The sequence below is a fragment of the Aminobacter sp. Y103A genome (genome assembly GCF_030294925.1).
GTDB classification, from domain to species: Bacteria; Pseudomonadota; Alphaproteobacteria; order Rhizobiales; family Rhizobiaceae; genus Aminobacter; species Aminobacter ciceronei.
Window position 1 is genome coordinate 2,668,282 of record NZ_AP017986.1, and the last position, 15,264, is coordinate 2,683,545.

The 15,264-nt window shown below is 64.8% G+C and carries 9 protein-coding genes; 7 read left to right on the plus strand and 2 right to left on the minus strand.

Translation table 11 applies throughout. From position 1 onward, the window contains the following. The first annotated feature begins 117 nt into the window (after positions 1–117). Complete coding sequence (locus tag Amn_RS13065; protein ID WP_182573859.1) at positions 118–939, plus strand: UDP-2,3-diacylglucosamine diphosphatase; 822 nt, start codon at positions 118–120, stop codon at positions 937–939. Between the two features lie 313 nt (positions 940–1,252). Continuing rightward, on the plus strand, positions 1,253–2,473 hold the full coding sequence (locus Amn_RS13070) for an MFS transporter (RefSeq protein ID WP_286297577.1): 1,221 nt from the start codon (positions 1,253–1,255) through the stop codon (positions 2,471–2,473). On the opposite strand, the gene dgcA is transcribed toward Amn_RS13070, so the two are convergent. Next, a complete protein-coding gene (gene dgcA / locus Amn_RS13075; protein WP_067962540.1) occupies positions 2,435–3,418 on the minus strand; it encodes an N-acetyl-D-Glu racemase DgcA in 984 nt (327 codons plus the stop codon). The genes Amn_RS13070 and dgcA overlap by 39 nt on opposite strands. Before the next feature lie 77 nt (positions 3,419–3,495). Between dgcA and Amn_RS13080 the strand changes: the two genes are divergently transcribed. From Amn_RS13080 to Amn_RS13095, 4 genes are all read left to right on the plus strand, one after another. After that, positions 3,496–4,683, plus strand: a complete 1,188-nt coding sequence (locus Amn_RS13080) for an ABC transporter permease (RefSeq protein ID WP_286297583.1) — start codon at positions 3,496–3,498, stop codon at positions 4,681–4,683. 1 nt (position 4,684) lies between these two features. Beyond that, positions 4,685–5,506 carry an ABC transporter ATP-binding protein gene (locus tag Amn_RS13085; protein ID WP_286297586.1) on the plus strand — a complete coding sequence of 274 codons (822 nt, stop codon included), beginning with the start codon at positions 4,685–4,687 and terminating at the stop codon, positions 5,504–5,506. A 14-nt stretch (positions 5,507–5,520) separates the two neighbouring features. Then, positions 5,521–6,894: an MlaD family protein gene (locus Amn_RS13090; RefSeq protein ID WP_154386068.1), complete on the plus strand. Its 1,374-nt coding sequence runs from the start codon at positions 5,521–5,523 to the stop codon at positions 6,892–6,894. Between the two features lie 101 nt (positions 6,895–6,995). Continuing rightward, complete coding sequence (locus Amn_RS13095; RefSeq protein WP_263007298.1) at positions 6,996–7,574, plus strand: ABC-type transport auxiliary lipoprotein family protein; 579 nt, start codon at positions 6,996–6,998, stop codon at positions 7,572–7,574. Positions 7,575–7,847: 273 nt separating this feature from the next. Here Amn_RS13095 and Amn_RS13100 read toward each other — a convergent pair whose 3' ends face one another. Beyond that, positions 7,848–14,489 carry a kinesin gene (locus Amn_RS13100; RefSeq protein ID WP_286297589.1) on the minus strand — a complete coding sequence of 2,214 codons (6,642 nt, stop codon included), beginning with the start codon at positions 14,487–14,489 and terminating at the stop codon, positions 7,848–7,850. Positions 14,490–14,792: 303 nt separating this feature from the next. Between Amn_RS13100 and Amn_RS13105 the strand changes: the two genes are divergently transcribed. Beyond that, on the plus strand, positions 14,793–15,143 hold the full coding sequence (locus Amn_RS13105) for an Hpt domain-containing protein (protein WP_246340632.1): 351 nt from the start codon (positions 14,793–14,795) through the stop codon (positions 15,141–15,143). The last annotated feature ends 121 nt before the right edge of the window (positions 15,144–15,264 follow it).

The window sequence follows — 15,264 nt, forward strand, 5'->3', positions numbered from 1 at the left end:
GATCGTTCTCCTGTCGGTGATGACCCAGCCTAGAACTGCCCGGCCAAAGCCGCAACCGTCATACGGCTGTTGCATGAATCTGGGCATAGCCACGGCAAAAGCAACGGGTCGATTGCCATGTCCGGCACGAGCACACGCAATTTTCGCACGCTGTTCATCTCAGATGTGCATCTGGGATCGAAGGGAGCGAAGGCCGATTTCCTGATCGACTTCCTGCGTCACCACGAGGCCGAGAAGATCTTCCTCGTCGGCGATATCGTCGATGGTTGGCGCCTGCGCCGGTCCTGGCATTGGCCGCAGACACACAACGACGTCGTCCAGAAATTGCTGCGCCAGGCGCGCAAGGGCACCGAAATCACCTACATCGCCGGCAATCATGACGAGTTCGCCCGCAATTTCCAGGGCGTGCATTTCGGCGGCATCGTCGTTGCCGATCGGGCCATCCACGAGGCGGCCGACGGCAAGCGTTTCCTGGTCATCCATGGCGATCAGTTCGACGCGGTGGTGCAGAACGCCCGCTGGCTCGCCTATCTCGGCGACTTCGCCTATGACGCGGCGATGGCGATGAACCGGCTGGTGGCGCGCTTCCGCCGCACCTTCGGCATGCCATACTGGTCGTTTTCGTCCTGGGCCAAGGTCCGGGTCAAGAAGGCCGTCAACTTCATCGGCGCCTTTCAGGACGTGCTGACCGAGGAAGCGCGGCGTTCGGACGTGGACGGCGTCATCTGCGGCCACATCCACCATCCGACGATCGAGAATTTCGACGGCATCCAGTACATCAACACCGGCGACTGGGTCGAAAACTGCACGGCGGTCGCCGAGGATTTTGATGGCAGCTTCGTCATCCTGCACTGGCCGCACGTGCTGGCGGGCAAGCTGGTCAACGAACCCTTCGTGCCGATGGTCGTCGATCAGCGCGCCGACAAAGCAGCCGCCTGAACGGAACGACATCGATGTGCAGCTCCAGATATGCCTCGCGCCCATGGCGGGATGGACCAGGTTATGCGGCAATTGCCGCGCCGCGCGTTGCCGAGACGCTGCTAAGACGGGCACGGCGGCTCGGCGCGCACCACTCGCCGATGGAAGCGCAGGCCATGCCGCGCCTTGGCCGATAAGGCCGTGGCAACTGGCCCAAGCTTTGGGTAAATGCTCGGCCCCGTTGGCTTTCGTGGCGTGGCCGCCCATGGTAAGGGATCAGGCAAATCGGTGAGGCTTGGTTGGTTCGGGTCGCGCCCGGACACACTTACCCACCATGACATTACCGCCACTCACGCCAGAGCAGCAGGTCAAGCCACGACGCTTTGAACTGCGAATCTCCCTGCTTTTCGCAGCACTTTTCGTGCCGATGGGCGTGCATCTGCCGTATTTTCCGCTGTGGCTCGAAGCCAAGGGGTTCGATCCCGAGCAGATCGCTATCGTGCTGTCGGCGCCAATGTTCCTGCGCGTCATCACAACTCCATTGATCGCGGCCATGGCCGATCGTGCCAAGGACCGCGCCAACGTCTTCATCGTCCTGGCTGCATCGTCCTTGCTTCTGTCGCTCGGCTACTTCCTTGAGCCGACCTACCTCATCGTCTTGGCCGTCTCGCTGGCGCTGGCGGTGGTGTGGACGCCGCATTCGCCGATAGCCGATTCGCTTGCGCTCTCAGGTGTCCGCCGCTTCGGATCGGACTATGCCGCCATGCGCATCTGGGGCTCGATCGCCTTTCTCGCCGGCAGCCTTGGCGCAGGCTTCATCCTGTCGCTGACCGGTGCGGACACGGTGCCGGCGATCATCTCGATCGGCCTGCTCGGCTGCTTCCTGATGTCGTTCATCTCACCGCGCCTTGGCCGACCGCGCAAGGCCTCACCGCTCTCGGCGACCGACATGCAGGCGGCGCCAAAGCTGTTCAACCGCTATTTCCTGCTGATGGCCGGCGGCACCGGCGTCATCATCGGCAGCCACGGCTTTCTCTATGGCTTCGTGTCGATCTACTGGAAGTCGCTCGGCATCAACGAGACGATCGTCGGGTTGCTGTGGAGCTGGGGCGTGGCGGCCGAAATCGTCATGTTCATGTTTTTCACGCGGCTGTTCGGCAACAGATCGACGGCACTGGTGCTCGTTCTGGCGGGCGCAGGCGCTATCGTCCGCTGGGTCGCATACCCGTTGATCTGGCCGCTCGGCCTGGGTGTACCTGGCTTCTTTGCCGTCCAGAGCCTGCACGCCGTGTCGACAGCGCTGGTTCTGATTGGCGTGCAGAAGCTGATCGCCGAGTCGGTTCCGGAAGAGCGCACGGGCGCTGCCCAGGGTGTTGCCTATTTCGCCAACGGCATGTCGATGGCGATCGTGACGCTGCTGTCCGGTCCGCTCTACCAGCGCTTCGGCGTCGACGGCTTCTATTTCATGGCGGCGGTCGCCGCCTGCGCCATCGTGCTTGTGCTGCTTGCATCCCGCTCAGCCCCAAAGTTCGGGCAGGGGCGGCGACACCATTGAACCCTCGTAGACAAGCCCCGGCGAACGGTCGCGCGCCAGGAGCAGCGGGCCGTCGAGGTCGACGAACTCGGCGCCCTGGGCGAGCAGCACCGCAGGCGCCATGGCGAGCGAAGTGCCGACCATGCAGCCGACCATCACCTGGAACCCGAGCGTGCGGGCCTGGTCGCGCAGTTCGAGTGCTGCCGTCAGCCCACCCGACTTGTCGAGCTTGATGTTGACGGCGTCGTAGCGGCCCTTGAGCTCGGCGAGATCGGCGGCGATGTGGACGCTCTCGTCGGCGCAGATCGGCACAGGATGTGGGATGCGGCCGAGGATCTGGTCGGCGCCGGCGGGCAGCGGCTGTTCGATAAGCGCGATGCCGAGCTGGGCGGCAGCGGCAAGGTTCTCGGCGATGTTGGCATCGGTCCAGCCTTCATTGGCGTCGAGGATGATGCGGCTGTCGGGGGCGGCTTCGGTGACCGCGCGGATGCGGGCGATGTCGTTGTCGCCGCCGATCTTGACCTTGAGCAACGGCCGCGCCGCGTTGGCGCGGGCCTGGGCTGCCATAGTCTCGGGTTCGCCGAGCGACAGCGTGTAGGCGGTCTCGAGCGCCAGCGGCGCAGCAATGCCGAGCCTGTCCTTGACCGGCACGCCGCTCAACTTCGCTTCCAGGTCCCAGAGCGCGCAGTCGACGGCGTTGCGCGCTGCACCGGCTGACATCAGCGTCAGAAGGTCGGTGCGCGAAGCACCGTCCTCGATGGCGTGGCGCGCCTGTTCGATCGCCTCAGCCACGCCAGCCATGGTCTCGCCATAACGCTTGTAGGGCACGCACTCGCCGCGTCCGATGACGCCTGATTCGGCGATTTCGCAGGTGATGACCTCGGCTTCGGTCTTGGAACCGCGTGAGATGGTGAACGTTCCGGCGATGGGAAAACGCTCGTCAACGACCGAAAGGACACGCGTCATGAAAATCTGCTCCGTTCAACTGCTTGGCGCGGCTGCGAAAATCGACATGCCGCAGCCGACGCGTTAAGTAGTGTGCCATGTTGACCATCGGCAAACGGGAAGCAAGCGGCGGGGCAGCCGACGGCCGAGATCACCGACCGCAGGTTGCTGTGGCGGAGCGCGAAGGCGTGCTCGCCTGTGTGTTCACCGGGATCTGGACCACCCGCACCGTTGCCTTCGTCGACGCAGAGATGCGCAAGATCGAAGCCCGCAAGGGCTACAAGACCCTGGCGCTCGACCTCGGCGGCATCGAGAAGATCGACACCGCCGGCGCCTGGGTCATCGACAGGCTCGTCAGCGCCAATGAGAAGAAGGGCGTCGAGGTCAGGATGGAAGGCCACAGCGAGGTGGCCAAGATCCTGCTGGGCGCCGTCAGCGAGGCCGTGCGGCGCGAGGGCGAATCTGCCCCGGCTGGTCCGCCCAACATCGTCATGCGCATGCTTGAGGCTGTCGGCCGCCGCGTGTACGAGATGCGCGACGACTTCCTGTCGTCTATGAACATCCTTGGCGCAACAATTCGCGGCGCCCAGATGAAGCTCGGCCGTGGCCATGCGGTCAATCCGGCCGCCATCTTCAACCAGATCGACCGCATGGGCGTCGGCGCCATTCCCGTCGTCGTACTGATGTCGGCAATCGTCGGCGCCATCGTCGCCCAGCAGGGCGCCTACCAGCTTGCCTATTTCGGCGCCGATATCTTCGTCGTCGACCTGGTCGGTGTGCTGGTGTTGCGCGAACTCGGCGTGCTGATGACCGCGATCATGATCGCAGGCCGCTCGGGCAGCGCCATCACCGCCGAGATCGGCTCGATGAAGATGCGCGAAGAGGTCGACGCGCTGACGGTCATCGGGCTCAATCCCATCGGCGTGCTCGTGTTCCCGCGCCTCGTGGCCCTGGTGATTGCGCTTCCATGCCTCACCATCATCGCCAATTTCGCAGCGCTTGGCGGCGGCATGCTGGCGGCATGGCTCTATTCGGACATTCCGATTGCCGCCTTCATCGACCGCCTGCGCCTGGCAATCGACCTCAGCACCATCTTCGCCGGGCTGATCAAGGCGCCGTTCATGGCACTGATCATCGGCACCATCGCTTCCGTCGAGGGCATGAAGGTCGGCGGCAGCGCTGAATCGCTTGGCCGCCACGTCACCGCGTCGGTGGTCAAGGCCATCTTCGTCGTCATCATCCTCGATGGCCTGTTTGCCATGTTCTACGCAGCGATCAACTTCTGACATGGCAAACCGGACACAGACCATCGAGGCGGAGAGCCAAGGCCAGGACGCCAGGGGCGAGGTGTTGCTGTCGGTGCGCGACCTGACGGTGGCCTTTGGCGACAAGGTCATTCTCGAGGATCTCGATCTCGACATCCGGCGCGGCGAAATTCTCGGCTTCGTCGGTGCTTCGGGGTCGGGCAAGTCGGTGCTGTTGCGCACCGTGCTTGGCCTGATCCGCAAGCGATCCGGCACGATCAAGCTGTTCGGCGTCGATCTCGAGCAGGCCAACGAGGAGGAGCGGCTCAGGATCGACATGCGGGTCGGTATGCTGTTCCAGCATGGCGCGCTGTTTTCGGCGCTGACCGTGCTGGAGAACGTCCAGGTGCCGATGCGCGAATATCTCGACCTGCCGAAAAAGCTGATGGACGAGCTCGCCATGCTCAAGATCGAGCTCGTCGGCCTGCCGCCTGACGCGGCCCGCAAGTTTCCGTCCGAGCTTTCCGGCGGCATGATCAAGCGTGCGGCACTGGCGCGTGCGCTGGCGCTCGACCCTGACATCGTCTTCCTCGACGAGCCGACGTCGGGTCTCGACCCCATCGGTGCTGCCGAGTTCGACGAGTTGGTCGGCAAGATGCGCGATACGATGGGGCTCACCGTCTACATGGTCACCCACGATCTCGACAGCCTGTTTTCGGTCTGCGACCGAGTCGCGGTGCTGGGCAACAAGAAGGTGCTCGTCGAAGGCACGATCGAAGATATGCTGAAGAGCGAAGAACCGTGGGTAAGGTCGTATTTCCGCGGAAAACGCGCGCGGCAGCTTGATCTTGCCGCAAGGGCATAGAATGGAATGATGTGATGGAGACCAGGGCAAACTACGTCATTGTCGGTATCTTCACGCTGTTTGCCGTTCTGGCCGCCTTTGCGTTCGTCTACTGGACGGCGGCAATCGGTGAACGTGGCGAGACGGCAACGTTGCGTGTCCGTATTCCCGGTTCCGCATCGGGCTTGGCCAGGGGCAGCTTCGTGCTGTTCAACGGCGTCAAGGTCGGCGATGTCCGGCGCGTCTATCTCGACATTTCCAATCCCCAGGTGGCGATCGCCGACGCCGAGATCGACAAGCTGACGCCGATCACCCAGTCGACACAGGCGGATATCGGCCTCGCCGGCCTGACGGGACAGGCCAATATCGAGCTCAAGGGTGCCAACATCAAGGAGCCCAACCTGCTCGACCAGGCCGAGGCGGAGGGCAAGATCGCCGAGATCGTTGCCAATCCGTCCGCCGTGACCAATCTGCTGCAGACGGCGCAGGACATCTTCAAGCGCGCCGACACGGTGCTCACCAATCTCGAAGGTTTCACCAACGACGTGCGCGGACCGCTGACCGAGACCGTCAGCAATGCCCAGAAATTCTCGGAGTCCTTGGCGCGCAATGCCGATGGTGTTGACAAGTTCCTGGCGAGCGTCAGTGCGCTGTCGGAGCAATTGTCTGCGGTCTCGGGCAAGCTCGATGGCACCATCGAGGCGGCGGAAGGCCTGCTCAAGTCGGTTGACCGTGACAAGGTCAAGAACATCGTTGCCAGTGTCGACACCTTCACCAAGAACCTGAGCGCTCAGAGCGACCAGCTCGACGGCATCGTCAAGGGCGTCAACACCGCGGTCGCCTCGATCAACGACTTCGCCCAGAAGACCCAGCAGACGCTGACCAAGGTCGACGGCGTGCTCGACGGCGTCGATGCGGCCAGCGTGCGTGAGTCGCTCGACAACATCCGCAAGGCCAGCGAAAGTGCCAACCAGGCTGCGGCCGACGTCGCCAAGGTCACCGAAAAGTTCGGCGACCGTGCCGACGACATCGACCAGATCATTACGGACGCCAAGCAGCTGGCGTCGCGCCTCAACGCCGCTTCGGTGCGCGTCGACGGCGTCATGGCCAAGGTCGACAAGCTGCTCGGCTCGGGCGAGGCGGAGGGCGTCATGTCGGACGCCAGCGCCACCTTGAAGTCGTTCAAGCAGGTGGCCGACACGCTGAATTCGCGGCTCGCCACGATCATGGACGGCCTGTCGCGCTTCTCCGGCCAGGGGCTGCGCGACGTCGACGCGCTGGTTCAGGACTCCAGGCGTTCGATCAGCCGCATAGAACAGGCCATTTCCGACCTGGAGCGCAATCCGCAACGCATCATCACCGGCGGCGAGGGCTCGGTGCGCGAGTTTGACGGCCGGGTGCGTCGTTGACATCGCCGGCATGCAATCGCATGAAGGCAAATGAGGGGTGTTCGCGCGCGGCGCGGGTGAGTCTGTTTCGGGGACAGCACGTGAAGGCTGCTAGATCAACTTTGCTGCTGAGCGCAGTCACGCTTGCGCTGTCCGGCTGCACCTCGTTGTTCGTCAGTACGCCGCCGCCGCTCGACACCTACGAGCTGACTGCGCCCGCTGTCGACGGCCGCAACGGCCCGAGCCGCCGCCAGATCCTGATTGCCGAACCTTCGGCGCTCAAATCGCTGGATGGCCAGAGCATCGTCATCAAGCCATCGCCCGGGTCGATACAGTTCCTCAAGGGGGCGCAGTGGTCGGACAGGCTGCCGCGCATCGTCCAGGCACGACTCGCCGAAACCTTCCAGCGCGCCGGCGGCTATATCGGCGTCGGCAAGCCGGGCGAGGGCCTGGCCATCGACTATCAGGTGATCGTCGAGCTGCGCAGCTTCGAGATCAAGGTCGGCGGCGGCGAACGCGCCGACGTCGAGCTGTTCGTCAGGCTGCTCAACGACCGCAACGGCCAGGTGCGCGCCTCGCGCGTCTTCACTGTGAGCGCCCCGGTTTCCGGCGGCGGCAACGATGCCTATGCGGCGGCGCTCGACAGCGCATTCGGCCAGGCCGCGACCGAAATCGTCAAATGGACCGAGACGCTGATCTGACCAGGTCGGTAGGGGAATGAGGCAATAGGGCAGTAGGTTCCCGAACTCTTCCGGTCTGCTTGCCTGGGTTCTTGACGCTTCCTTTCCAACGTGGCGCGCATCTCTCAATGCGACATTCGGCTGCCAAGTCGGCGCAGGCCCCGGCGCTTGCCATGTGACCCAGGGCAGATCAACGCCACAAATCGTAACTTCAGACAGCAAAAGGGGCAGTAGGTTAACACCCCACTGCCCCATTTCCTTATTGGCATACTGCCCTCATGGGCCGCGGCAGCCTTACTTCAGGCGGCCGGCCGCATGTGCGAGCATGGTGTAGACCTTACCGGTATCCGACGTCAGGTAGGTCTTGGTCATGATGCTGTCGCGGTCGTTGCGCGAGACGTCCTTCAGCAGCTTCTCGAAGTCGTCGCAATAGCGGTCGACGGCCGAGCGGAACTCGCCATCCGACTGATATTTACGGCGGATCTCGTCGAAGGTCTGCTGACCCTTGAGCGTGTAGAGGCGGCGGGTGAAGACGTCGCGCTCGCCGCGGCGATAGCGGTCCCAAAGCTCGATCGAGGCGTCGTGGTCGATGGCGCGGGCGATGTCGACCGACAGCGAGTTGAGCGACTCGACGACGTGCAGCGGCGAACGCTGGGCAGGCACGGCGCGTGGTTCTGCCTGGGCAGCGCCCCGGGTCAGCTGCTCTTCGCGTGAAGCACCGGTCAACAGATCGCGGACCCAACCGCCCTGCTGCTGGCCGCCACGGCTGGCGGCCGGTTCACGTGCCGGCTGCTGCGGGGCAGGAGTGGCCGGGCGCTCGATGTCGAGCGTGCCGCGCAGACCGGCGCCACCAAGCGGCACCTGGGGTGCCGGCGGTTCGCGACGCTGCTCGGGCTGAGGCGCTGGGCGACGCGGCGTCGGCTGCTGCGCAGTGCGCAGCGAGGCATCGGAGACATCGACGCTGCGGCCGGACTTGGCGACGATCGCCGACAGTTCCTTGAGCGCGTTGATCTGCTCGGAAACCGCGCGGCGGATGGCCGTCGTCGATTCCTTGGCTTCCTCAGGCATGTCGAGCACGCCCTTCTTGAGCTCGGCGCGGGTGCTTTCGAGCTCGGTCTTGATCGAGCCTGCGGTGCGGCGCATGTCCTCGGTGGCGTCGGCGAAACGCTTGGTCGCTGTCTCGACGACGTCGGAGATCGCCGCACGGATCTTGTCCGCCGACTCCATCGTCTTGCCTTCGGCGTTTTCGAGCGTCTGGCCAACCAGGCGCTCGAACGACTGCATGACGCGCTCGAGGTCTTCCGACTTCTTGACCAGGCCGACAGCCAGGTCTTCCAGCGACGACTGGCGCTCAAGCGTGTGCTCGAGGTTGCTCTGCGCCGAGGACAACAGGTTGGAAGCGCTCGACAGCAGGCGGCTGTGCTCGTCGAACTTGGTGGCGATGGACGCCACCTCGCGCAATGTGCTGGACGACAGGTCGGTCAGGCGATTGGTGTTCGAGTCGACCAGGCGGGCGGCGCTCGAGAATGTCTGAGCGGCCTTTTCGGTGGTGTTGGCGAAGTTCGAGGTGCTGCTGGTCAGGCGCTCGTCGACATTGGCGAGGTTTGCCGTCGCCTGGTCGATGAGGTTGCCCAGCTGCGCGCTCGACGTCGTCATGCGGCCGATCAGGTCGGCGACGCTTTCGGCGAGCGTCGAACGTGCACCCTCGACAGCCGACAGCGTCTCGGCCGTGCGGTTGGCGAGCGCGTCGACGAGAGCGGCGTTTTCCGAACGCAGCTTTTCGGTGGCACGTGCGGTCGCTTCTTCCATCGAGCGGTGAAGCTCGCTGCCGCTTTCGGCGAAGCGGTCGACCAGCGGGCGCGCCGTCTCGTCGAGGATCTTGGCGATCTCGTTCGAGCGTTCGGTCAGCATCGCGTTGAGTTCACGCGTGTTGGTGCCAATGGTGCGTGCAGCTTCGTTGGTGCTCTGGCCGATATGCTGGCCGACGGCGGTGAAGGTCTCGGCGATGACGTTGGCACGGGCGACAAGCTGTGCCTCGGCCTGGGTGACCTGTTCGTTGAGCTTCTGGCCCATCGATTCCGCGCCATAGGCGAGGCGGTTCTCGGCGCTCGACAGATGTTCGCCGATACGGGCTGCGACGCTTTCGGCGCCGGCAGCCAGGCGCTCATCGACATTGGCAAGCGTTTCTTCGATGGCGCGGGCGCGGGCATCGAGATCGGCCGAGGTGCGATGGGCGCGGGCAACGACGCGCTGTTCGGTCTCGTTGAAGGCGCTGGCGATCAGTGCCGCATGCTCGCCGATGCCCGAAGTGCTCTCGGTGACGCGGGCGGCAAGCTGGCGTCCTGCCTCGTCGAAGGCCTGGCCGATTTCCGATGCGCGGCCGAGCAAGGCCTCTGACGTCTGGTCGACGCGTGCAGCGATGCGGCTGTCGGCTTCGTCGAAGGCGCGGCTGATCTCGGCAGCGCGGCCAAGCAGCGTTTCCGCTGTCTGGTCGACGCGTGCAGCGATGCGGCCGTCGGCTTCTTCGAAGGTCCGGCTGATTTCGGCGGCGCGCCCAAGCAGCGATTCTGCCGTACGGTCGACGCGGGCGGCGATGCGGCCGTCGGCTTCTTCGAAGGTACGGCCGATTTCGGCGGCACGGCCGGCAAGCGTGTCGGCGGTCTGGGCCGCACGCGCCGCGAGCCTTTCGTCGGCCTCCTCGAAGTTGCGCACGATTTCGCCGGCACGGCTGCCGAGCGTCGCCGAGCTGTCGGCGACCCGAGCGGCGATACGTTCGTCGGCTGCATCGAAGATGCGGCTGAGTTCGCCGGCGCGGCTGCCCAGCGAATCCGCGCCTTCGGCGATACGGGCGGCGAGCTTCTCGTCGGCAGTGTCGAAGATGCGGCCGAGTTCGGAGGCGCGGGCGGCAAGCGCGTCAGCGGATTCGCCGATGCGCATGCCCAGGCGTTCGTCCGCGGTGTCGAAATTGCGCAGGATGTCGCCGGCGCGAGCCGACAGGGCATCCGCGGTTTCGATGGCGCGGGCGATCAGCGAGCGGTCGGCTGCGTCGAACGTGCTGGCGATCTCGCCTGCCTTGGCCGACAGCGTGTCGGCAGTCTCTTCGGCACGCGCCAGCAGCGCGTTCGACGTTTCGTCGGCGCGGGCGGCAAGGCGACGGTCGGCGTCGTCGAAAGCACGGGCGATGTCTTCGGCCCGCGCGAGCAGGGCGCTCGATGTCTGCTCGGCACGCTCGGCAATGACGCGGTCGGCGTCGCTGAAGGCCTTGCCTGCCTCTTCGTTGAGAGCTGCGGTCACTTCCATGACCTTTTCGCGCAGGGCGCCGGCAACGAAGACGGCGCTCTTTTCGAGCACGCCGCGGACATTGTCGACACCCAGCGACAGGGCGCGTTCCATGGTGGAGGTGCGCTCTTCGATGACGCCGGTCTGGCGGCGGAAGCTCTCTTCGATCTTCTCGATATCGCCGGCAATCGCGTCGGAGATGTCGACGCGGCGTGCCGCGATCTGGTCGATGTGGCCCGATATGGCCAGGTCGATGTCACGGCGGGCATCGCCGAGCTTGCCGAGATCCTCATCGAGCGCACGGGCCATCGTGTCGCGGCCTTCGGCGAGCTTGCCGACATGGCCGGCGACGATGTTGTCGATGGTGGCGCGGCTGTCGTTCAGCATGGCGAGATCGGCTTCGAGCGCCTTGGTCAGCGTGTCGCGGCCGGCGGCCAGCTTGTCGACCTGGCCGAGCATCATGCCGTCGATCTTGGCGAGGTCGGCTTCCAGCGCGCGGCGCAGGATGTCGCGGCCTTCTGCCAGTTTCTCGACCTGGCCGGCAACGAGGCCGTCGATGCCCGAGCGGCTTTCGGCCAGCTTGGCGAGGTCGTCTTCAAGCGCCATGGACAAGGTGCTGCGTTCGGCAACCAGGCGTTCGGCGTGGCTCGATACGAGGCCCTTGACGCTATCGAGGTCGGCTTCGAGCGACCGGGTCAGCATGGCGCGGTCTTCGGCGAGCTTCTCCGACTGGGATGCAACGGTGTTTCGGATGGCATTGAGGTCGGCTTCGAGGGCGCGCTTGAGGATATCGCGGCCTTCGGCCAGCTTCTCGACCTGGCCGGCGACGAGGCCGTCGATTCCCGAGCGGCTTTCAGCCAGCTTGGCGAGATCATCTTCCAGCGCCTTGGACAGCGTACCGCGCTCGGCGACCAGGCGTTCGGCGTGGCTCGACACAAGGCCTTTGACGCTGTCGAGGTCGGCCTCGAGCGAACGCGACAGCATGGATCGATCCTCGGCAAGCTTTTCCGACTGTGCCGTGATCGTGCTGTGGATCGCATTGAGATCGGATTCGAGGGCGCGCTTGAGGATGTCGCGGCCTTCGGCCAGCTTCTCGACCTGCCCGGCGACGAGGCCATCGATGCCGGATCGGCTTTCGGCCAGCTTGGCGAGATCGTCTTCCAATGCCTTGGACAGGGTGCTGCGCTCGGCGATCAGCCGTTCGGCATGGCTCGACACGAGCCCCTTGACGTTGTCGAGGTCGGTCTCGAGCGCGCGCTTGAGGATGTCGCGGCCTTCGGCCAGCTTCTCGACCTGGCCAGCGACGAGACCGTCGATGCTGGCGCGGCTGTCCGCCAGCTTGGCGAGATCGGTTTCCAGCGTCTTGGAGAGCAGAGTGCGCTCGCCGGCAAGTTTTTCGGCATGGCCTTCGATAAGGCCGTGGACGTTGGCGATGTCGGTTTCCAGGCTGCGCGACAGTTCGGCGCGATCGGACGCGATCTTGGAGGAATGGCCGTCAACGAGCGCCTTGATGCCGGCGAGGTCGGTTTCGAGCGCGTTGGCCAGGATGGCGCGGCCCTCGGCGATCTTCTCGACCTGGCCGGCGACGAGGCCGTCGATGCTCGCGCGGCTGTCGGCAAGCTTTCCGAGATCAGCTTCCAGCGCACGCGACAGGATGTTGCGGCCTTCGGCCAGCTTGCCGACGTGGCCAGCGACCATTTCATCAATGTTCGTACGGGCTTGGACGAGTTTCTCGGAGTCTTCGACGAGTGCCTGGGCAAGCTGTTCACGGCCCTGGGCGAGCTGCCTGAACTGGCTGCTGAGCGTGTCGTCGATTGCCTGGCGCGACTGCTCCAGCTTGCGCATGTCGTCGTCGAGGGCGCGCGTGATCAGGCTGCGGCCTTCGGCAAGCTTCTGCACCTGGAAGCCGACGGCGGCCTCGATGCTGGCGCGACCCTCGGCGAACTTGCTGAGGTCGTCGCGTAGCGCTGCTGCCATGCGGTCGCGCGCTTCGGAGAGCTTGGTGGTGTGGTCTTCCACGGCCTGCTCGATGCCGACGCGGGCCTCGGACAGACGCTGGATGTCGCCGTCGAATGCGCGCGACACCTGATGGCGGGCTGCTTCCATGCGGCCGGCGAAATCGCTGGCGCGGGCCTCGAGCATGGTCGAGGTCGAGGTGATGATGTCGGCGAGGTCGGTGCCGATCTGGGTCTTGCCCTGGTCGATCATCGCCGACAGCGAGTCACGGCCCTGGACGAAGGTGGTGGCGATTTCGCGCGCACGCTCGACCAGCGTCTCGTTGATCTGGCGGGCGCGGGCTTCGAGAGCGGCATTGAGCTTGGCAGTGCCGGTGTCGAGCGCTTCGGCGCGGGTCTGGAATTCGCCGATCAGCGCCTGGCCGCGTTCAGCCAGCGTGCGCTCGATGCCGTGCAGGCTCGCCTCGAATTCAGAGTTGATCGTCTTGGCAGCGCCGCCGAGCAGCGAGACCATGCCCGAGGTGCGGTTGTCGAGCAGGTCGGTCAGCGAGCGGGTCACCTCGTCGGTGCTCTGCGTCAGCTTGGCGATGCGGGTGTCGAGCAGGCTGGCGAAGGCTTCGCCTGAGGTCGACAGGCGGTCGCTCAGCGAATCCATGCGGTTGTCGATCGCCTCGAACAGGCCCATGCCGCCTTCGTTGATGCGGTCGATGAGCGTGTCACCGGAATTGGTGATCGTCATCGACAGCTTGGTCGAGGCATTCAGGATGCTGTCACGGATGATGTCGCTGGCCGAGCCGAGTTCGTCGCGCAGCGTCTCATGGGCGCCGGAGATCGAGGCGCGGACGCGCTCCGCGTGGGAGACGACGGCCTCGCGCTCGCTGCCGAGACCATCGACGAGCGAACGGATGCGGGCGGCGTTCTCGGAATAGGAGCGCTCGATCTGGTTGACTTCGGTGTGGACGAGCGTTTCGAGCTCGACGGCACGCGCCAGCGTGCGTTCGATGCCTTCGCCCATGGCCGCCACCTCGCGGCGCACGGCCTGGCCGACCATCATGACGCGGTCCTGTGCCATGTTTTCGGGCTCGGCGAGGCGGAAGGCGACTTCGGTCATCGACTGCGCGGCAATGCGCATTTCCTGGGCGCGGCGGATCATCGCGGCAAAAGCCCAGAACAGCGCGATCGGCACGATGGTGGCGACGAGCAGCATCAGCAGGCCGGGACGTGCCAGCGCGTCGTCGAACGAGCGGATGGTCCAGATGCTGGGCGTGACGATGCGATCGGCCAGCGCCACGGCACCGGCAACCCATGCGACCGAAACCAGGCCGACCATCCAATAGATGGTGCTCGATGCGCGGCGGTTGAGGCTGTGCAGGAGCGACTTGTAATCCTTGGCGCGATCGTCGTTCGCGGGCTTGAAGCCTTCGGGCTGCAGCGGGCGGGTTTCGACGGGGCGCAACTGGGTCGGCGGCTCGGCTGCGCGTGCCACGGGGGCGGGCTCGGCCTTCGGCGCAGCAGCCTTCTGCTTGCGGCCTTCACGTGCCAATTCTTCAGCTGCCTGCGAAATCTGTGCTTCGAGATCGTCCATCGACGCGGCCATGTCGAGGCCGCCTTCGTCGCCGCTCAGGTCGAGGTCGAGCGCCTGCTCGAGCTCCTTGGCCACGTCGAGATCGAGGTTCTTTGTCGGAGTGGATTTCTTCGCCATGCCTTCGCTACCCTGTACTAAAGACGCGGATTTGCTGGACTTTTTGTCCTATTTTTGTCCGCGGCCGAGGCTCAATATGGACTGCCCGTATCGTAGTGACACAATCGGGTAAAGAAAACATGCATTCGCCCCGATACGTAAAAGTTTAAATATAAGGTTAACACTGCAGTGATTATTGGCCCCAATCCCGCACGGTTCCGGGCTTTGTCAGGTTAACGGGTTATCCACACGGACGCCCTAGCTTACCAACCCAAGGGCGAGTGGCGGGGCACGGGTTGAATGGTAACGCGCGAGACGGCTTCGATGGCTTTTGGCATGCCGGGAGGCGAATCCTCGGCATCGGTTCATGGCCGTCCGATCGACCTTGAACATCTTTCCCGGCAGACGATCGGCGACCGCGATGTCGAGCGCGAGGTGCTCGACATGTTCGTCCATCAGGCGCTCTCGGTTCGAGATGCGATCGTCAAGGCCGATCTTGCCGAGCGGCTGATGCTGTGCCACGCCCTGAAAGGTTCGGCGCGTGGCGTTGGCGCATTTCCCATTGCCGACTGCGTGGCGGCGATCGAAGCGGACCCGGACAATGTCGCTCTGATCACGCGGCTTACCCGCCTGATCGACGAGGCGCGCGACTTCATCGCCTCGTTCAGCCGCTGACGTTCGGCGGTGCCTTCCCGGGGGGCGTGCAATGGCCGCAGTAACATTTGTGGACCAGTCAGTGTAATTCCGACAGCCGGCGGCGCTATCGCACGGCAGTTGACACACACGGCGGAGTGAT